20 protein-coding genes are annotated in these 18,476 nt (G+C 67.4%); 14 read left to right on the top strand and 6 right to left on the bottom strand.

Going from position 1 to position 18,476, the window contains the following annotated elements; translation table 11 throughout:
* Window positions 1-131: 131 nt before the first annotated feature.
* The gene (locus tag WU80_RS19745; RefSeq protein WP_197281304.1) at window positions 132-806 is read left to right on the top strand and encodes a response regulator transcription factor; all 675 of its coding nucleotides are present in this window, start codon (window positions 132-134) and stop codon (window positions 804-806) included.
* Here the strand turns inward: WU80_RS19745 and WU80_RS19740 are convergent.
* A complete protein-coding gene (locus WU80_RS19740) occupies window positions 799-993 on the bottom strand; it encodes a ferredoxin (protein WP_055404814.1) in 195 nt (64 codons plus the stop codon). The two genes, WU80_RS19745 and WU80_RS19740, sit on opposite strands and share 8 nt — an antisense overlap.
* 173 nt (window positions 994-1,166) lie before the next feature.
* On the opposite strand from WU80_RS19740, the gene adhE reads away from it, so the two are divergent.
* Complete coding sequence (gene adhE, locus WU80_RS19735) at window positions 1,167-3,782, top strand: bifunctional acetaldehyde-CoA/alcohol dehydrogenase (RefSeq protein WP_055404801.1); 2,616 nt, start codon at window positions 1,167-1,169, stop codon at window positions 3,780-3,782.
* 3 nt (window positions 3,783-3,785) lie between these two features.
* Here adhE and WU80_RS19730 read toward each other — a convergent pair whose 3' ends face one another.
* Window positions 3,786-4,742: an LLM class F420-dependent oxidoreductase gene (locus WU80_RS19730; protein WP_055404802.1), complete on the bottom strand. Its 957-nt coding sequence runs from the start codon at window positions 4,740-4,742 to the stop codon at window positions 3,786-3,788.
* A gap of 143 nt (window positions 4,743-4,885) precedes the next feature.
* On the opposite strand from WU80_RS19730, the gene WU80_RS19725 reads away from it, so the two are divergent.
* Genes WU80_RS19725 through WU80_RS19710 form a run of 4 tightly spaced genes read left to right on the top strand, consistent with a single transcriptional unit; the run spans window position 4,886 to window position 8,354 of the window.
* Window positions 4,886-5,125: a hypothetical protein gene (locus tag WU80_RS19725; protein WP_055405814.1), complete on the top strand. Its 240-nt coding sequence runs from the start codon at window positions 4,886-4,888 to the stop codon at window positions 5,123-5,125.
* Window positions 5,122-5,904, top strand: a complete 783-nt coding sequence (locus tag WU80_RS19720) for an enoyl-CoA hydratase/isomerase family protein (protein ID WP_055404803.1) — start codon at window positions 5,122-5,124, stop codon at window positions 5,902-5,904. The genes WU80_RS19725 and WU80_RS19720 overlap by 4 nt, the downstream gene beginning before the upstream one ends.
* The gene (locus WU80_RS19715; RefSeq protein WP_055404815.1) at window positions 5,901-7,049 is read left to right on the top strand and encodes a CaiB/BaiF CoA-transferase family protein; all 1,149 of its coding nucleotides are present in this window, start codon (window positions 5,901-5,903) and stop codon (window positions 7,047-7,049) included. The genes WU80_RS19720 and WU80_RS19715 overlap by 4 nt, the downstream gene beginning before the upstream one ends.
* The gene (locus tag WU80_RS19710; RefSeq protein ID WP_055404804.1) at window positions 7,050-8,354 is read left to right on the top strand and encodes an acyl-CoA dehydrogenase family protein; all 1,305 of its coding nucleotides are present in this window, start codon (window positions 7,050-7,052) and stop codon (window positions 8,352-8,354) included.
* A 147-nt stretch (window positions 8,355-8,501) separates the two neighbouring features.
* Here the strand turns inward: WU80_RS19710 and WU80_RS19705 are convergent, their stop codons facing one another.
* Complete coding sequence (locus tag WU80_RS19705) at window positions 8,502-9,158, bottom strand: MspA family porin (RefSeq protein WP_055404816.1); 657 nt, start codon at window positions 9,156-9,158, stop codon at window positions 8,502-8,504.
* A gap of 202 nt (window positions 9,159-9,360) precedes the next feature.
* On the opposite strand from WU80_RS19705, the gene WU80_RS19700 reads away from it, so the two are divergent.
* On the top strand, window positions 9,361-9,609 hold the full coding sequence (locus WU80_RS19700) for a hypothetical protein (protein ID WP_055404805.1): 249 nt from the start codon (window positions 9,361-9,363) through the stop codon (window positions 9,607-9,609).
* 11 nt (window positions 9,610-9,620) lie between these two features.
* Here WU80_RS19700 and WU80_RS19695 read toward each other — a convergent pair whose 3' ends face one another.
* From WU80_RS19695 to WU80_RS19685, 3 genes are read right to left on the bottom strand one after another with little or no spacing between them, the layout of a single operon-like run.
* Window positions 9,621-10,580, bottom strand: coding sequence for a phosphotransferase family protein (locus WU80_RS19695; RefSeq protein ID WP_055404806.1), 960 nt, complete (start codon window positions 10,578-10,580; stop codon window positions 9,621-9,623).
* Complete coding sequence (locus tag WU80_RS19690) at window positions 10,581-11,381, bottom strand: SDR family NAD(P)-dependent oxidoreductase (RefSeq protein WP_055404807.1); 801 nt, start codon at window positions 11,379-11,381, stop codon at window positions 10,581-10,583. It lies immediately after the preceding gene.
* Window positions 11,382-11,426: 45 nt separating this feature from the next.
* Window positions 11,427-11,867, bottom strand: coding sequence for a DoxX family protein (locus WU80_RS19685; protein ID WP_055404808.1), 441 nt, complete (start codon window positions 11,865-11,867; stop codon window positions 11,427-11,429).
* Between the two features lie 178 nt (window positions 11,868-12,045).
* Between WU80_RS19685 and WU80_RS19680 the strand changes: the two genes are divergently transcribed.
* The 7 genes from WU80_RS19680 to WU80_RS25570 all read left to right on the top strand — a co-directional run.
* Window positions 12,046-12,369 carry a multidrug efflux SMR transporter gene (locus WU80_RS19680; protein WP_055404809.1) on the top strand — a complete coding sequence of 108 codons (324 nt, stop codon included), beginning with the start codon at window positions 12,046-12,048 and terminating at the stop codon, window positions 12,367-12,369.
* Window positions 12,370-12,660: 291 nt separating this feature from the next.
* The gene (locus WU80_RS19675) at window positions 12,661-15,096 is read left to right on the top strand and encodes a glycogen/starch/alpha-glucan phosphorylase (RefSeq protein ID WP_055404817.1); all 2,436 of its coding nucleotides are present in this window, start codon (window positions 12,661-12,663) and stop codon (window positions 15,094-15,096) included.
* Between the two features lie 43 nt (window positions 15,097-15,139).
* On the top strand, window positions 15,140-15,757 hold the full coding sequence (locus WU80_RS19670) for a hypothetical protein (RefSeq protein ID WP_055404810.1): 618 nt from the start codon (window positions 15,140-15,142) through the stop codon (window positions 15,755-15,757).
* Window positions 15,758-15,907: 150 nt separating this feature from the next.
* A complete protein-coding gene (locus WU80_RS19665) occupies window positions 15,908-17,374 on the top strand; it encodes a hypothetical protein (RefSeq protein WP_055404811.1) in 1,467 nt (488 codons plus the stop codon).
* A gap of 49 nt (window positions 17,375-17,423) precedes the next feature.
* Window positions 17,424-17,600, top strand: coding sequence for a hypothetical protein (locus WU80_RS26160; RefSeq protein ID WP_197281305.1), 177 nt, complete (start codon window positions 17,424-17,426; stop codon window positions 17,598-17,600).
* Window positions 17,601-17,615: 15 nt separating this feature from the next.
* A complete protein-coding gene (locus WU80_RS19660) occupies window positions 17,616-18,041 on the top strand; it encodes a hypothetical protein (protein ID WP_055404812.1) in 426 nt (141 codons plus the stop codon).
* A gap of 271 nt (window positions 18,042-18,312) precedes the next feature.
* On the top strand, window positions 18,313-18,476 hold a 164-nt coding region (locus WU80_RS25570; RefSeq protein ID WP_231633864.1), incomplete at its 3' end, for an MmpS family transport accessory protein.

Here is an 18,476-nt window from a genome sequence, read left to right as displayed (position 1 = left end):
ATGTGTATAAGAGACAGGGCGACGACCGTGCGGGCCAGCCCGTAGTCCTCGCCGTCGAATTCGGTGGCCGTCTTGAACTGATCGAGCGATCTCACCCGGCTGACCATAGGGTTGGGTTTAGCATCGCGGCAATGACCCGCTCGCCATACGTCGTGGTGATCGTGGACGACCACGAGCTGTTCGCACAGGGCCTCGCCCTGCTGCTCACCCGCGAGTGGGGCGAACTGTTCACCGTAGGTGGCCAGACGACCTACGTGGAAGAGGCCGCCGACCTGGTGGCCCGCTGCGAGGCCGACCTCGCGATCATCGACCTTTCGATGCCGCCCCTGGGGGGCGTCGCCGCGATCCGGCATGTCAAGGCGCGCCGGCCGACGACCCGGATCCTGGCGCTATCGGGTACCGACGACCTGGCACTGGCCGAGGAGGCGTTGCGGGCCGGTGCCGACGGCTTCCTGTCCAAAACCGCGCGCCCCGAGGCGCTGGCGGGGCCCTTGTGGACCATCGCGGAGGGCCTGCGGGTCGTCGATGGCGCGCTGCTCGACGCGCTACTCAGCAACACCCGCAAGCCGCCGTCCGAGCTGCTGGACAACCTCAGCGCCCAGGATCTCCAGCTGTGGACCTTGCTTGCGACCGGCATGGAGACCGGCGACATCGCCCAGCGGATGCTGGTGTCGGAGCGCACCGCCAAACGCATGGTGGCGTCGCTGCTGCACAAACTCGGGGTCGGCAACCGCATCGCCGCCGCCGCGCTGGCCGGCCGCTACCGGTTGCTCGATGACGTCGCCGAGACAGGCCGAATCAGTTGAGGATCTGAATCGCTTGGGCGGGGCACATCGCGGCCGCCCGGATCACGCGGTCACGCTCGGCCTCGGGCGGGTCGGCTTCGAGCACCACCACTTGTTCGGCACCGTCGGGAATGTCGAAAACATCGGGAGCGGCCAGCAGGCACTGCCCGTGTCCCTCACACAGGTCGTAGTCGACGGTAACGCGCATGCCCGCCAGTATCGCCACCGGACGGGCACCGCAGACGGTCCGCACGCGCCAGATGTGGCCTGGCCGGGCCAGCCCGTCGAGGGCCTTTCAGCCCTACTTCGCGTCGACGCGTCCGACGTAGCATCGGCTCATTCTGCAGGCCCTTATTGTCCCTAACCAGCCGGAACGCCATCATGACCACTACGCAAACCCCGCCCGCCCCCGCCCTCGAAACACCCACGCTTGCCGACGAGCGCAGGCAGGAAGTCGACGCGATCGTCGACGCGGCGGCGCAGGCGGCCCGAGAATTCCGCAAGCTCGACCAGCAGCAGGTCGACGCCATCGTCGAGGCAATGGTGCGCGCCGGGGTGCGTGCCGCCGGGGAACTGGCGAGTGTCGCGATCGAAGAGACGGGATTCGGCGTCTTCGAGGACAAGGTCGTCAAGAACTACGTGGCCACCGAGTTCCTGCACGACTACCTGCGCGGCAAGAAATCGGTGGGAGTCATCGACGAGGACGTCGAAAACAACATCACCCATGTGGCCGAGCCGATCGGCGTCGTACTGGGCATCACCCCGGTCACCAACCCGACGTCGACCGTGCTGTTCAAGGCCATCGTGGCCGCCAAGACCCGCAACGCGATTCTGTTCCGGCCGTCACCGTACGCGGTCCGGTGCTGCGAACGCAGCCTCGAGATCCTCCGCACGGCGGCCGAGGCGGCCGGGATGCCCCCCGGGGCGCTGCAGGTCATTCCCGACGCCGCGCACGAGGTGACGCACTACCTGTTCAAGCATCCGAAGATCGATTTCATCTGGGTGACGGGCGGGCCGAAGATCGTCGCGCTGGCGAATTCGGCCGGAAAGCCCGGCCTGTCGGTGGGTCCGGGCAACGCGCCGATCTACGTTCACAAGACGGCGGACCTGAAGGGCGCGGTCGTCGACATCCTGATTTCGAAAACCTTTGACTCATCGGTCATTTGCCCCGCAGAGCAAACTTGCATCATCGACGATGAGGTATACGACGAAGCGATGGCCGAGTTCGAGCGGATGGGCGCCCGCGTGCTCACCGCCGCCGAGGCCACCGCGGTGGCGCAGTTCGCGTTTGGCTGCGGCGACAAGATCTCGCATGAGGCGGTCGGGCAGAAGGCGTCGGAGCTGGCCGCCCGAGCCGGTTTCAGCGTGTCGCCGGCGGTGAAGGTGCTGCTGGCCCAGCTCCCCGGCGACCTCGATGAGCTCGCGTCGCATCCCCTGTTGCAGGAGAAGCTGATGCCGGTGCTGGGGGTGGTGCGCGCGAGCAGTGTCCAGCACGCCATCGACGTGGCCGTTCTGGTCACCGAGCACGGGGGCCTGGGTCACACGTCGGCGGTGTACGCCAACGATGACGATGTCATCGAGGCATACGGCCTGGCGGTCCGCACGGGGCGCATTCTGGTCAACGCGCCCACCGCGGTCGGAGCCCTCGGCGGCGTCTACAACAACCTGACACCCACGTTCTCCTTGGGTTGCGGCACGTGGGGCGGGTCGAGCACGACGGAAAACGTCAACTATCGCCAACTGCTGAACATCAAGACGGTCTCGCGGCGCCGCACCCCGCCCCAATGGTTCCGGGTGCCGTCCAATACCTACTTCAACGAAGGCGCGCTGGACAATTTGCGCGAACTCGACTGTGACACCGTCGTGGTGGTCACCGACGCAGTGACCGAAGAGCGCGGCGTGATCGACCAGTTACGCGGCAAGTTGCGCGCCCAACACGTGCAGGTGTTCAGCGAGGTGACACCTGAGCCCGACGAGGCGACGATCAGGCGCGGTGTCGCGTTGCTGCAACGCGTCCAACCCGATCTGCTGCTCGCCGTCGGCGGCGGCTCGGTTCTGGACGCCGGCAAGGCGATCCGGTTGTTCTACGAGCACCCGGAGAAAAGCGTCGACGAGTTGACGATGCCCTTCCTCGACCCGCGCAAGCGCGTGGCCGACTATCCGGTCGACCGGCACGGTGTCCAATTGGTCGCGGTCCCAACGACATCCGGCACCGGGTCGGAAGTCTCGCCGGCGGCGGTGCTGACGGTCCGCGGCAAGAAGGAGACGCTGGTCGACTACAGCCTGGTGCCTGACCTCGCGATCGTCGACCCGATTCTCACCTCGTCCATGCCACAGACACTGACCGCCGACACCGGCATCGACGCGCTGACACACGCCCTGGAGGCTGCCGTCTCGATCTTCGCGTCGCCATATACCGACGCGTTGTGCGCGCAGGCGGCACGACTGATCTTCGACGCGTTGCCCGGGGCATACGATGACCCCGACGACCTGTCCGCGCGAACCGACATGTCCAACGCGGCAACCCTTGCCGGGCTTGCCTTCTCGAACGCATTCGTCGGGACGAATCATGCGCTCGCCCACGCCGTCGGCGCGAGGTTTCAGATCTCGCATGGCAGGGCCAACGGTGTCTTCCTGCCACACGTGCTGCGCTACAACGCCAGTCTGCCAAGCAAGTTCATGCCCGCGCCGGGTTATTCCGCCTACGTGGCGCCGGACAAATACGCGCAGCTCGGTCAGCTGATCTTCGGCGGTCATGAGCCCGCCGAGTGCCGCGATCGATTGCTTCAGGGAGTCGACGATCTGCTGAGCCGGCTGAACATGCCGCGGTCGCTGCGCGACTGCGGCGTCGAGGAGGAGCAATTCCTGACGGCGCTGCCCGCGCTGGCGATGACGGCGTTCGAGGACCTCAGTAACCGCACAAACCCGCGGATGCCCCTGGTCAGCGAGATCACCGCGTTGCTTAGGGCCGGTTTCTACGGCGACGCCGAAGCCTGAGCGTCAGCCGCGCAGTTGCGGCAGCACATCGCGCTCGTACGCCGCGAAGAAGCCGTCCGTGTCCGGACCGATCTGCTGCACGTACACCTCGTCGATGCCGGCGTCGATGTATTCGCGCACCTTCGCGGCATGCGTGTCGGGGTCGGGTCCGCAGGTGACCGCTTCGGCGACCTGGTCGGGCGTCACGAGCGACATCAACGCGGCGAAATCCTTGGGCCGCGGCAGGGTCTGCGCGGACTGCCCGGGCAGGGCGTCGTTGCCCCACAACCGATGCGCCACCTCGAGGGCCTTGTCCGCGTCCTGATCCCAACTGACCTTGGTGCCGGCCTGCACGGGTTTGTCGCCGCCGCCGGACTCCCTGAAGGTCTTGACGAGGTCGGCTTCGGGCGTCACCAGGACGAAGCCGTCGCCGATGCGCCCGGCCAGCTCGGCGCCCTGCGGTCCGAAGCCGGACACGTAGATGGGGACCGGCTGCTCGGGCCGCGTGTAGATGCGGGCCTCCTGCACCTCGTAATGCTTGCCGTGGTGGCTCACCTCGCCGCCGCGGTGCAGCAGGCGGATGACGTCGACCGCCTCCTCCAACATCTCCTGACGCACGCCCACCGACGGCCATGCGTCGCCGAGGATGTGCTCGTTCAGCGCCTCACCGCTGCCCACCCCGAGCACGAAGCGGCCGTCCAGTTGCACGGCCGCGGTGGCGGAGGCCTGGGCGACGATCGCCGGATGGGTCCGGATGGTCGGGCAGGTCACGGCGGTGCTGACGGGCAAGGACGTCACCTCCGACAGGGCGCCGATCACGCCCCACACGAACGGGCTCTGGCCCTGCTCGTCGTTCCAGGGGTGAAAGTGGTCGGAGATCCAGAGCCCGTCGAAACCCGCCGCCTCCGCACGCTTGGCCTGGTCGATGAGTTCCTTCGGGCCGTACTGCTCGCAGGAAAGAAAGTATCCGATCTTGGTCATCGCGAAGGGTTACCCGCTGCGCGCGCCGTTATGCGCCGCCTTGCGCTGCGGCGCCAGGCGGGTTGCGGGCCAACGTTTTTCCGGTTCAGCCGCGACCGGAGCCGCACCGGCGCCGGCCCCACCGGAGAATAGCTTCAGCTAATTTGGAGAAGGTTGTTCTCCGCAGCCGAGAGACGCATTACGATACCGGTGACCTGAGTTGGCCCGGGAGATGGGAGTCCGTCATCGACGCCTGGATTCTCGACGCGGTGCGCACGCCGCGCGGCCGAGGCCGCCCGGACGGTGGCCTGCACGCCGTGCACCCGCAGGCGTTGTTCGCCCGGTGCCTCACCATGTGCACCGGCGGCGGGATGGGCACGGCGACCATCATCGAGCGGGTGTGACCGTGCCGAGCACGCTGGAGCTGCAACGGCCGTGCGACGGGGTGGCCGTGTTGCGCCTGAACCGGCCGAAGCAACTCAACGCCATCAACGAGACGCTGCAAGCCGAATTGGGCCACGCCCTAGCCGATTTGGCCGCCGACCGCTCCGTGCGCGCGGTCGTGCTGACCGGCGCCGGGCGTGGTTTCTGCGCGGGGATCGACGTCCGCGACTTCGGCCCCTCCATGCTGGAGGCCACCGCGCCCGCGCTGGACCGGATGCGGTTCCAGGAGCGGATGGCCGCCCTGGCGGAAGCCGTTCGTGCGCTGCCGCAGCCGGTCATCGCCGCGGTCAACGGGCCCTGCGTCGGGGCGGGCCTCGCGCTGTGCCTGGCGGCCGACATCCGAATCTGTTCGGAGGCAGCGTCTTTCGGTAACGCCGCCATCCTGCTGGGCCTCTCCGGCGCCGAGATGGGCATGAGCTACCACCTGCCGCGCATCGTCGGCACCAGCGTGGCCGCCGACTGGATGCTGACCGGCCGCACCGTGTCGGCCGGCGAAGCCGACCGGCGTGGCCTGGTCAGCGAGGTGGTCGAACCGGATCGGTTGGCGGACCGGGCGGTCGAGCTGGCGGCGCTGATCGCGAGCCATTCCCCGCTGGGTGCACAACTGACCAAGCGCGCCCTGCAGGTCAACACCGACGCCGCCAGCCTGTCGGCGGCCCTGGAGCTGGAGAACCGCAACCAGGTGATCACGCACGCCACCGACGAGGCGGCCGAGCGCCGCAAGAAGTGGTCGTCGTGACCGGGCCGCTGCGCGGCGTGCGGATCGTCATGATGGGCGGCCTGGGTCCCGCCCCGTTCTGCGGAATGTTGTTGGGCGACTTGGGCGCCGACGTCGTGCGCATCGACGGTTTGCCGGGTGTGGACGGTCCGTTGCCCATCGATTACGCGGTGCGGCGAAGCCAGCGGTCGCTCGCCGTCGACGTCAAGGATGCGCGGGGCAGGGAAATCGTTCATCGCCTGGTCGCCGACGCGGACGCCTTCGTCGACGTCTACCGGCCCGGGGTGGCCGAACGCCTGGGCATCGGCCCGGACGAGCTGTGTGAGCGCAATCCTCGCCTGGTGTATGCCCGCATGACCGGCTACGGGCAGGACGGGCCGCTGGCCGGCCACGCCGGTCACGACATCAACTACATCGCCCTGGCCGGTGCCCTGCACGGCATCGGCACCGCCGAATCGCCGGTGCCGCCACTGAATCTGGTCGGCGACTACGGCGGCGGCGGAATGCTGTTGGCCGTCGGCCTGCTCAGCGCCATCCTCGAGGCCCGCGAGTCCGGCACCGGCCAGGTGCTCGACGTCGCCATGGTCGACGGTGTCGCCACGCTGTTGGCGCCGTATTTCGGGATGGTGCCCGCCGGCACCTGGCGCGACCGGCGCCACGCCAATCTGCTCGACGGCGCTGCCCACTTCTACGGCGTGTACGCCACGGCCGACGGTGGCCACTTCGCGGTCGGCGCGATGGAGCCCAAGTTCTACGCGGAGCTGTGCGATCGGCTTGGCGTCGACGTGCCCCACGACGACGACGCGCCCGCGGCGTGGGCAGCGCACCGCGCCACACTGGCCGCCCGGTTCGCCGAGAAGCCGAGCCGGGAGTGGGAGCGGCTCCTCGACGCCCCGGGATGCTGTGCGACGCCGGTCCTTTCGCTATCCGAGGCGCCGCGACATCCGCATCTCGCCGCGCGCAAGACGTTCATCGAGGTCGACGGCATCACCCAACCCGCGCCGGCACCGCGGTTCTCCCGGACCCGGCCGCAGACCCCCACTTCGCCGTCGCTTCCCGGTGATCACACCGACGCGCTGCTGCGCGAACTGGGGATGGACACTCCGAAGATCACCGCGCTCGTCGAAGCGGGCGTGGTGGCCCAGAGCAACCGAGAGGGACGCTAGATGTCGTGGGACTTCTCCACCGACCCCGAGTGGGCGCAGCAACTGAAATGGGTCGAGGACTTCGTGCGCGAAGAGTGCGAGCCGATCGACTTGATCGTCAAGGAGTCTCACGACCTCAATGATCCGGTGCGCCAGGCGTTGATCCCGCCGCTACAGGAGATCGTCAAGGAGCGGGGCCTGTGGGCCACCCACCTCGGGCCGCACCTGGGCGGCCCCGGCTATGGTCAGGTCAAACTTGCTCTGCTCAACGAGATCCTGGGCCGCTCGGAGTGCGCTCCGATCGTCTTCGGCTCCCAGGCCCCCGACTCCGGCAACAGCGAAATCCTGGCGCACTACGGCACCCCGGAACTCAAAGCCCGCTACCTGGAGCCGCTCCTGGACAACCGCATCGTGTCCTGCTTTTCAATGACCGAGCCGCAGGGCGGCGCCGACCCGAAGGTCTTCCGCACCACCGCGGTGCTCGACGGGAATCATTGGATCATCAACGGGGAGAAGTGGTTCTCGTCGTTCGCCTCGATGGCGTCGTTCATCATCGTGATGGCGATGACCGACCCCGACGCGCCGCCCTACCAACGCTATTCGATGTTCGTCGTGCCCGGCGACACCCCCGGCATCAACGTGCTGCGCGACGTCGGCCTGGGCTACCAGCCGCTGGGCAACGGGCGCGAGGGCTACGTCCGGTACGAGAATGTCCGCGTGCCGACCGACCACATGCTTGGCCCGCGGGGTGGGGCGTTCGTCGTGGCGCAGACGCGCTTGGGCGGCGGGCGAATTCACCACGCGATGCGCACGGTCGGCCTGGTCCGCCGAATCTTCGACATGCTCTGCGAGCGGGCCGTGTCCCGGTACACGCAGGGTGAGATGCTGTCCAACAAGCAACTCGTCCAGGAGATGATCGCCGACTCGTGGATGGAGATCGAGGCCTTCCGCCTGCTGACCCTGCAAACCGCTTGGAAGATCGACCAATTCAACGACTATCACGCGGTGCGGGCGGACATCTCGGCGGTGAAGGCGATGATGCAGCAGGTGTTGCACGACGTGTCGTCGCGGGCGCTGCAGCTGCATGGATCGCTGGGCACCACGCACGAGATGCCGTTCGTGCAGTACCTGGTGGAGTCGTTCGTGCTGGGGCTAGCCGACGGCCCGACCGAGGTGCACAAGGTGACCCTGGCCCGTCTGCTGCTCAAAGACCGTGAGCCGGCGCCCGATCTTTTCCCGTCCGAACACTTGCTGCGGTTGCGCGCGGCCGCCGAGGCCAAGTTCGCCGACCAGCTGGCCGGCATCCCCCGGCGTGGCGATCGCTAGCGCGGCGGAGCCGGGCGACGCGGGTCGCCACCATTGGCCCGTGGCGATCGCTAGCGCGGCGGAGCCGGGCGACGCGGGTCGCCACCATTGGCCCGTGGCGATCGCTAGCGCGGCGGAACCGGGCGACGCGGGTCGCCACCATTGGCCTCAGACCGATTTGGTGACGCCGACGTAGGACAGCACCACGTCGGACAGATCGGTCATGCGCGTCAGCACAGCGTAGGAGCGGATGAACGACTGGCCCACACAGCCGTCGATCTTGATGTGGAAGTTGCTGATCATCACCCAGGGATTCGCACCCTTGAAATTCTTCTTGATCACCGGGACCGTGAGGACGAGGCCGGGTTTCATGCCGATGCTCATCACGCCGTTCATCGGAGTCGAAACGAACGGCAGCAGGGGCGGCAATGTTCCGGTGGTGTCGAACGTCGGGCTGACGCCCGGGATGATGCCGGCACCACCTTCCATGATCACGCCGTTGGATGTGCTCATGTCGATCCCGCAGCCGATCTGATAGCCCACCTCCAGGATTCCGTGCGGCTCCTCCGGTCCTTTCAGCGAGCCGACGAAGATGCCACTGGCCATGTATTCGCGCGACGCTATGGAGGTGGTCAGCGGTGCCACCGGCACTTGCATCTCGTCCTTCGCCCCCAGCCCCAGGGTCCAGCCGTCGGGAGTGTTGAGGGTGACGGGGGGGTTCGAGGGCACCGGTCCCCCGGCCGGTGCGGACGCTGCGGCGGCGGGCTCTATCTCGGGACCGTCATCCGGATCGGCGGCCACCGCGGGGGCCGTGACCACCGACATGACGAGGCAAACGGCGACCACCAGCGCGCGACGAACGACCACGGCTACCGGCCTCACGCACGCCAACGTACGCACCGGCCGTTTCGGGTCGCGAAATTTGCTGGACGGCCGATGGAAGTTGTTGTGTATTTGTGACTCTTATGCGATATAGGGGCGGAGGTAGAATCGTTCGCAGTTCGGGCTGACGACGGAGAGGTCCGCGATGATGCTTCGCAGGTGCGCCGGTCTGCTCGTCGCGGGTTCGCTGCTCGTCGCGGGATTGACGGTTGGCACCGGCACGGCGCTGGCGTCTCCGGACCCGGGCCAGGTGGACGACATCCCCACGATCGACGAATGGCAGATCCAGTACCCCACCACAATGACCAACCCATACGAAGATTCAGTCGGCTCGTCGGGCGACTGGGGTGGCGTCGGAATGTGGTGCCAGAATCTGCACGCCAACTGCAGCTGATCGGGTGCCCGTCAATCCAGTAGTGACCGCGCCCGATCCAGCAACCGCGGCAGCGTTGCCGCCATCGCTTCCAATTCGGCTCGGGGCGAAGCCCGCCGCCGATTGTGCTTGACGATCAGCGCCCACGTCGCCGCCGACTTGAAGCACGCCAGCGCTCTGAACCAAGCCAGGTCGGTGACGTCGAGGCCCAGCTCGTCTCGGTAGATCCCCGCGAGCTCGGCCACGGGCGGCACCGTGGCCGCCGCAACCGCAACGCGTCGGTACGTGGACGGGTCGCAGTTGATCAGGAACCAGCCCGCGTCGATCCGTGGATCACCGATTGACCAGATCTCCCAGTCGATCACCGCGTTGATGCGGGATCCGGCCGCCACCAGGTTGCCCAGCCGGAAATCACCGTGCACGACGCTCGGACGCATCGCCATTGGCGCGCAACCCAATAACTCGTCACGCACCCGCGGCCAATCCGGCACCAAGGCCGCATCGACGGTCTGCAGCGTTTCCGACCATCGCCGGACTTCGCCGGCCGCATCGATAACCGGCTCACCGGTCAGGCCGAGCTCGTTCGGCCGCAGGCTGTGCAGGGCGGCCATCGCCCGGCACGCGTTGCGGTACCGCTCGGCAAGGTCGGGAGCATCCGCACAATCGTCGAAAAGCGGCTCGGCACAGTCGCCTTCGACGCGCGACATCACGAACAACGGCGGCGTGTGCGGCGGGGCCCCGGGGTCCTCCCACAGCACCCCGGGCACCGGTACCGCGCTGCCGGCAAGGGCTTTCATGATGCTGGCCTGGCGCAGCACGTCGCGGTGCGCGACCGGTTCGACGCCGGGCGGGGCGACCTTGATCACCACCGGGCGGCCGTCGCGGGTGCCCTGGAACGTCAGGCTGGAGGCGCCCCCCGACAGCGGGGCGACACCGGTGACGCCGGCGCCGGCCAGTCGCCGCCGCAGTTCGTCCGGGTCCAGCTCGGCCATTCAGCCGGCGGGCTTGGTCCACCCGACCTCGGCGAGGAAGGGCTGCGTCTGTGCGATGCGACCGGTCAGGGTCTTCGGATCGCCGGTACACAACCGGAACGCGGTCTCGGTGATCAGTTCGATGTCCTCGGTGTCGATCTTCGCCAGGTCGAGCAGTCCCGCCCCGGGCGTGGCCACGGGATTGGTGGGGGCGGCGGCGTTGACGGCGATCCCGTCGTCGTACAGCTCGGCCGCAAGGCTTTTCGTCAACCGGTTGAGCGCGGCCTTGACCGTCCCGTAGACGCCGAAGCCCGCGGTGCGGTCGAATTCGGAGAACGGCGGCCCCGCCGGCAGGTCACCGCCCACGGAGGTCAGATTCAGGATCCAGCCCCTGCCGCGCTCGCGCATGGCGGGGATCGCCAGCTGGCTCAGCTGTAGCGGGCCGAGGACATGCATTTCCAGCATCAGCCGGACCCGCCGTTCGGGGAACCCGTCCAGGGGCCGCAGAAAGGTCACCGCGGCGTTGTTGACCAGGATGTCCGGTGCGCCGACGGCGCTGACCACCTCGGCGAAAAGGCGTTCCCGTTCCTCGGATCGGGAGAGGTCGGCCTGCACCGCGACGGCCTTCCCGCCCGCGGCGAGGATCCCGTCCCGGGTTTCGCCGAGTGACCCCTGGTACTTGGGGTCGGGGTCCATCGTGCGGGCGGTCAGCGCCACGGTGGCACCGCGCGCGGCGAGCCGCGCGGCGATCGCCTTGCCCAATCCGCGGCTGCTGCCGGTGACGAGGGCCACCATCCCGTCGCACCGTTGGTCAGCGCTCATCCTCGACCTCCTACGGAAATGGCTTCTCCGTATCAGAGAATGCCATTATCGCGGGTGCAGGGGAAGCGCGGACCGGCGCAACGCATCCAGCGAATAGCTCCCACCGCCCGCGAAGACCAGCAGGAAGAAGGCGAAGCAGAACAGGATGGCCAGTGCCCCGCCGTTGCCCGCCGGGGGATCGGCCACGGGCCAGAGCGCTTGCGGTTGATGCATCCAGAAGTAGGCCACCGCCATCTGCCCCGACGCCAGGAACGCGGCGGCGCGGGTGAACAGCCCGGCGGCGATGAGCAGGCCCGTGACGATTTCGATCAGCCCGGCGTACCAGCCGGGCCAGGAGCCGAAACCGACATGGACCGGCGATGGGACGGGCCAATCGAACAGGCTCCTCGAGCCGTACGCGGCGAAGAGCAGGCCATAGACGAACCGGAACGCGCTCAGCACCGCCGGGGTGTGGCGCCCCAGGCGCCGGTCGAAATCCTTTGTCACGGTTCAGAGGTTACGGTCCCGGCCCAGTCGAGCAGCCGGCGCCAGAGGCGACGCCCGCTCCCCGATCACGTCGCCGACGTCGAACCGCGATCGATGCGCGGGAAACGTCATGCGGCGCAAGCCTTCCACGACACCTGCTGTACACAGATACGTGAACTTCCGTCAGCAAGGAGGCGTCTTGACCTATCTGTTTCTGCTCTGCGCCATCTTTGCGGAGGTGATGGCGACCAGCCTGCTCAAGAGCACGGAAGGCTTCACCCGGCTGTGGCCGACCGTGATATGCCTGACCGGCTACGCCGTCTCCTTCGCGCTCTTGGCGGTGGCGATCGCGCGCGGCATGCAGACAGACGTCGCCTACGCGTTGTGGTCGGCGATCGGCACCGCCCTCATCGTGCTCATCGCCGTGCTGTTTCTCGGCTCTCCGGTGTCGCTCACCAAGGTCGTCGGGGTCGGATTGATCATCGCCGGCGTGGTCACCCTGAACCTGTCCGGCGCGCATTGAGGCTGGGCGCGGGCGGCCACCGGCGGGCGCGTCCCGTCGTGACGGCTAGTCCCAACGCCGCTTCGTCGCCCGCTGGTGAGCTTGCGTTTACTCAACAGCCTTCAACTGCGCGCCTGATGTGCAAACATCGCTGCCAGACTTGCGGTCTCTCACCCCGAACAATCGGTGCGGTGCCGCGGCAGCTGCGAGGGAGTAGGACTCACCATGACCGATGTCGAGCAGACCCCCTCCGACGGAATCTCGCCCGGCACCCCCACGCGGGCAGACCTCGTCGAGCACTCCCGCACCGGGATGAGCGCGGCCGCGTTGCAGCGGGCCATCAACGATCATCTGCGCTACTCGATCGGGCGCCCGGCCGCGGCCCGGCGGCCCGAGCACTACTACCGGGCCCTCGCGCTGGCGGTGCGCGACCGCATGCAGGACCGCCGGGTGGTATCGACCCAGACCTCGCTCGACCTCGGCCGCAAGGTGACCTGTTACCTGTCCGCGGAATTCCTGATGGGCCCGCAACTGGGCAACAACCTGTTGAACCTCGGCATGGAGCGCGCGGCCCGCGACGCGCTGGCGGCGATGGGCCAGAATCTGGACACCGTCCTGGCGTGCGAGGAGGAGCCCGGACTGGGCAACGGCGGCCTCGGCCGGCTGGCCGCGTGCTATCTCGACTCGCTGGCCACCCTGGAGCGGCCGGCGATCGGGTACGGAATCCGCTACGAGTTCGGCATCTTCGACCAGGAGATCCACGACGGCTGGCAGGTCGAGCAGACCGACAACTGGCTGGACCACGGAAACCCTTGGGAGATAGCCAAACCCGACGTCAACTACTTGGTGAAGTGGGGCGGGTACGCCGCCCACTACACCGACGAGGCCGGCCACGACCGAGTCCGGTGGGTGCCGGGCCGGGCGCTCAAGGGCGTCGCCTACGACACGCCCATCCAGGGTTACGGCGTGAACACCTGCAACGTACTGACGTTGTGGAGCGCGCGCGCCGTCAAGTCCTTCGCGTTGGAAGCCTTCAACACCGGCGACTACTACGGGGCGGTCGAAGACGAGGTCATGTCGGAAACCGTCACCAAGGTGCTCTATCCCAACGACGAGCCGGAGGCGGGCAAACAGCTGCGCCTACTGCAGCAGTACTTCTTCGTGTCCTGCTCCCTGCAGCATGTGCTGCACATCATGGACGACCTCGCCGACGTCTCCGTCAAGGAGCTTCCGCAGCGGTTTGCCGTGCAGCTCAACGACACCCATCCCTCGATCGGCGTCGCCGAGCTCATGCGGCTGCTGGTCGACGAGCGCCAGCTGGACTGGGACGAGGCGTGGGAGATCACGGTCGCGACGTTCGGCTACACCAACCACACCCTGCTGCCCGAGGCGCTGGAGACCTGGCCCCTCGAGCTGTTCGCGGAGTCGCTACCGCGCCACCTCGAGATCATCTACGAGATCAACCGCCGGTTCCTCGACGAGGTGCGCGCCCGGTTCCCCGGTGACGAGGAGCGGGTCAGCCGGATGTCGCTCATCGGCGAGAACGGCGGCAAGTTCGTCCGAATGGCGCACCTGGCCACCGTGGGCAGCCACGCCATCAACGGTGTGGCCGCACTGCACTCGGAACTCCTGAAAAGCAGTGTGCTCAAGGACTTCTACGAGATGTGGCCGGAGCGGTTCAGCAACAAGACCAACGGCGTGACCCCGCGCCGCTTCCTGGCGCTTGCCAATCCGGGGCTCCGCGAACTGCTGGACCGCACCGTCGGTGACGGCTGGCTGACCGACCTCGGGCGCCTGCGCGGCCTGGAGCCGTTCGTCGAGGACGCCTCCTTCCGCCGGGAGTGGCGCGACATCAAGCGCAACAACAAAGCGCGCCTGGCTCGTTACATCGGCTCGGTGGCCGGCGTCGAGCTCAGCCCGGACTGGATGTTCGACGTCCAGGTCAAGCGCATCCACGAGTACAAGCGGCAGCACCTGAACGTGTTGCACATCGTGGCGCTTTATCACCGGCTCAAACAAAACCCCGGCCTGTCGATTCCGCAGCGCGCCTTCATCTTCGGCGGCAAGGCCGCTCCGGGCTACTTCCTGGCGAAGCGAATCATCAAGCTGATCAACGCCGTTGGTGAGACGGTCAACGCCGACCCGGACGTCAACCGGGTCCTCAAGGTGGCATTCGTACCGAACTTCAATGTGCAGAACGCCCACATGATCTACCCGGCAGCCGATCTGTCCGAACAGATCTCGACCGCGGGCAAGGAGGCCTCCGGCACCGGGAACATGAAGTTCATGATCAACGGCGCCCTGACCGTCGGCACCCTCGACGGCGCCAACGTCGAGATGCGCGACGAGGTGGGGCCGGAGAACTTCTTCTTGTTCGGCCTGACCGAGCAGGAGGTGCAGGCGGTCAAGGCGGCCGGGTACCGCCCGGCGGACTACATCGACGGCAACGAGGAACTGGCCGCGGTGCTGGATCTGATTGCCTGCGGCACATTTTCGCGCGGGGACACCGAGGTGTTCCGGCCGCTGGTGGACAACCTGCGCCACGACGACCCGTTCCTGGTGTGCGCCGACTACGCGTCCTACGTGACCTGCCAGGAGCGGGTGAGCGCCGCGTGGCAGGACAGGGAGTCCTGGACGAGGATGTCCATCCTGAACACCGCTCGCAGCGGCAAGTTCTCGTCGGACCGGGCCATCGCCGAGTATTGCGACGACATCTGGAACGTGTGGCCGCTGACCGTCAAGATCTGAGAAATCGGCTGATAATCGCCGCGCCCGGGCCTAGGCTCTCGCCATGCCAATCCTCGGCAATGCCACGGTCGTCCTCGCGCGCGTGACCCGGGCGGTATCCAACGCCCTGCGGGTGGAGCTCGCCACCCCGGAAGGCACCGAACTCGGGCGCGCCCAGCAGAAGGGCGGCGCCGCGGTGCTATTGGGCTTCAAGAACGGGGGAAAGAGCGAGTACACGCTGTCCGCAGCCACCGGTGACGAACTCAAGATCGCGGTGGCCGCAACCACAACCATCACCAACGGGAACACGCCGGTGGGCAAGATCGTCCCCGCCGACGGCGCCGCACGCCTGGAAGACGGCGGCGGCACCGTGCTCGCTGTGGTGGAGCCGCACACCGGACACAAGGCCGACAACGCCTGGCATCATCGCCTGTTGTCGCCGTCCGGCGAGGCGCTCGGCGTCCTCACCCTGATGACCGTTCACACCGGTTGGAGCGACGTGGCATCCGATGCGATCCAGTTGCTGACCAACTACAACGTCGCCACCCTGAAGGCACCATCGGCCGGCGCGATGCTCACACTGGCCGCGCCGGTCCATCCGATCCTGGGCGACGTCTTGGCCGCCGCCTGTGTGGATTTCTCGGTGCTCCCCCGCGGATACCTCGCACCCGTCAAGGCCTAGCTGCAGCCGGGGAAATCCGGCACGCCGCCGGCGGTCAACCATCCGCCGACGTCGACGACGGGCCTCACCCCGGTGACATACGTGCGCCGGCAGTGGACGTTTTCGGAGTCCACCGCAAGGATCGACGTAACGACCCCTGGCAGGAGGAAAGTGACCCTACGAATTCGCGGTCTCGTTATCGCCCCGCTGATCCTGGCGCTGACGATGCTGCTCGCGCCGCCCGCGTCGGCCGACACCTACACCGATCAGCTGGTGAACAAGTTCAACGCCCAGACGCACGTGGTGGCCGACCCGGCGGCTAATCCGCCGCTGCAGAACCCCGACCGGCTGAACGACCAGATTTTCGCCAGCCGGTGGACGTGGAGTTCCCGGCCGCCGATCTGGGTGGCCGCGGTGGCGCCGAACCAGACCGGTGTGACCACGCCGGACGCCATCCACAAAGTCATCCTCGGTCGCGATGCCTCGTTCAGCGGGATCATCCTGGTCATCGACTCCAAGGGCTACCACGTGCGCGCCTACAACGTGCCACGGGTGATCGCGGACAACGTCGACCCGATGCTCAGCCAGTCGGCCACCGACCACCGAAACGACCCGTACGGCGCGACCAGTCAATTCGTCAGCAGGTTGGCCAGCGTGGACGTGCCCGCCGGTGCGCATACGACGACCTCACCGGCGACGCAGGCCGAGCCGAACCGCTGGGCGTGGCTGTGGACCATGCTGGCGTTCATCGCCGTGGCCTTGAGCGTGGCCGGCTTGATCTGGTTCGCGGTCAGCCGAAACAGTAAGCGGCGCAAGGACGCACAGGCGCGCGAGCAGGTCAAGCAGGAGTTGATCCGGGCCACGGCGGATGTCGGCGACCTGGACAACGCGGTGCTGACCGACGACGAAACGGACGTCAGCGCCGAGTCGACCAAGGCCAACGCCAGCCTGTATGACGCCCGACAGGCCTATGAAAAGGGCGACTACGGCGCGGCGCGGGCACACCTGTGGGTGGTGGAGTCGACGGTGGCCAAAGCCAACCAAAAGCTCGGGCGACCCAACACTTCCGCCGTGCGCTCGGTGCCGGCGGACGACCGCAAGCAGGCCTCGGTGCGGACGAAGGACCCGAGCACCGGTGAGTACGTGACGATCAACAACAACAACTACAGCACCACCCCGCAGCCGGGTTACCCGCACTATTACGGCGGTGGCTACTACAACGGGATGTTCTTCTACCCCGGGTATTACCCCTACGCGTTCTGGGGCCCGGGTTGGGGCTGGGCGCTCACCGACGTCCTGCTGATGGATGCGCTGCTGGACAACCACTGGGGTGGGAGCTACGAGAGCGGCTTCGAGGCCGGCCGGGACTCGGCTTACGCCGACGCCAACTTCGACGGCGGCCAAAGCGCCGGTTACGACAGCCAGCAAGCCGACGTCGGGTTCAACGACGCCTCGTACTCCGGCGGTGGCGACGTGGGCTTCGGCGGCGGCTGGGATTCCGGCGGTGGCGACGTGGGCTTCGGCGGCGGATCCGACTTCGGCGGCGGCTGGGATTCCGGCGGCAGCTCGGACTTCGGCGGCGGATCCGACTTCGGTGGCGGCTCGGATTCCGGCGGCGGCGGCGACTTCGGGTTCTGAACATCCCGGTGCCGCGCCGGCCCGTCGACCGAGAAGTAAGGTTCTGCCAATGAGAACGGACCGGATCAACCGCGGCATCCTGCTCGCCATGGTGGTGATCGGGGCGATCGCCTACGGATTGCTCTACAGCCACGCCTCGGCCGTCTTCAAGGTTTTGGTGCCGGTCGGCCTCGCATTCCTCGTGGGGCTGGTCCTCCGCGACGTGGTCAACGGGCGGAAGCGGTGACTGTGGGGGTGGATTGTGACTGAGGGACTATTCGGCCTGCTGACCGTCGTCGCCCTGGCCCTGGCGTTGGCGCTGGCCGCCATCGCCGCCGTGTTCGTGCGCAGGCTGGAGAGGCGACCACCGACTCCGATGAGCGAAGAGATCGGAAGCGCCAGAACGGTTGTGCGCAAGTTGCGCAAACGCGAACCGATGTCGGCGGAGGAGTTGGCTTACGCGCGGCAGGTGGTCGCCGACCGTGGCTCGTTCATGGCGCTCTGCCTGCCCGGCGCGTTGTTCATGCTCGGCTGCTTTTACGTCTTCGGCAGCCTCTACCACCTGCATGGGGCCACGCCGTCGGAGCGCACCTTTCTCGGCGTCATTCCGATGCTGACCTCAACGAACCTCGCTCTGCGGATCCTCAGCAGCGCGAGGTTGAAACGGCGCCTGAAAGCGCTCTCCTGATTCGTTCGTTTGTGCGTCCGCGCGACATCGCGCGAGTGCACGGCCGCGTTCCTTCGCGCTGCCGACAGGGCCGGCAGATGATAGTTTCCGCACACCGGTTGTTCGCGCCGCCGCCCGGTGCTGATAGTGTCTGGGGGTGCTTATATCAAGCAGCCTGATATAAGCACCGGGGCGGTCGGGGACGAGGCGAGAACGCGAGTCAGGAGGGATTCGGGGAGTTGAACGAGTGAGCCCTCGCTCAGTCAGCAGGGCTGTCTTGGGACGGGCCTGGATGCCGCTGGTCGCCGTTGTCGCGGTCGGGGTCGGCCTGCTGTGCATGTACAAGGTGCACCAGTTCTCGGAACCCGAGCCGGTCATCACCGTCAATGGCCCGCAGGCGCCCGAACAGTTCAACGTCAAACGGATCACCTACGAGGTGTTCGGAAACGCCGGCAA

The organism is Mycobacterium sp. UM_11, from assembly GCF_001414075.1.
GTDB lineage: Bacteria > Actinomycetota > Actinomycetes > Mycobacteriales > Mycobacteriaceae > Mycobacterium.
The sequence above is the reverse complement of the archived record's forward strand: the minus strand, read 5'-3'. Positions and strand labels throughout refer to the sequence as shown.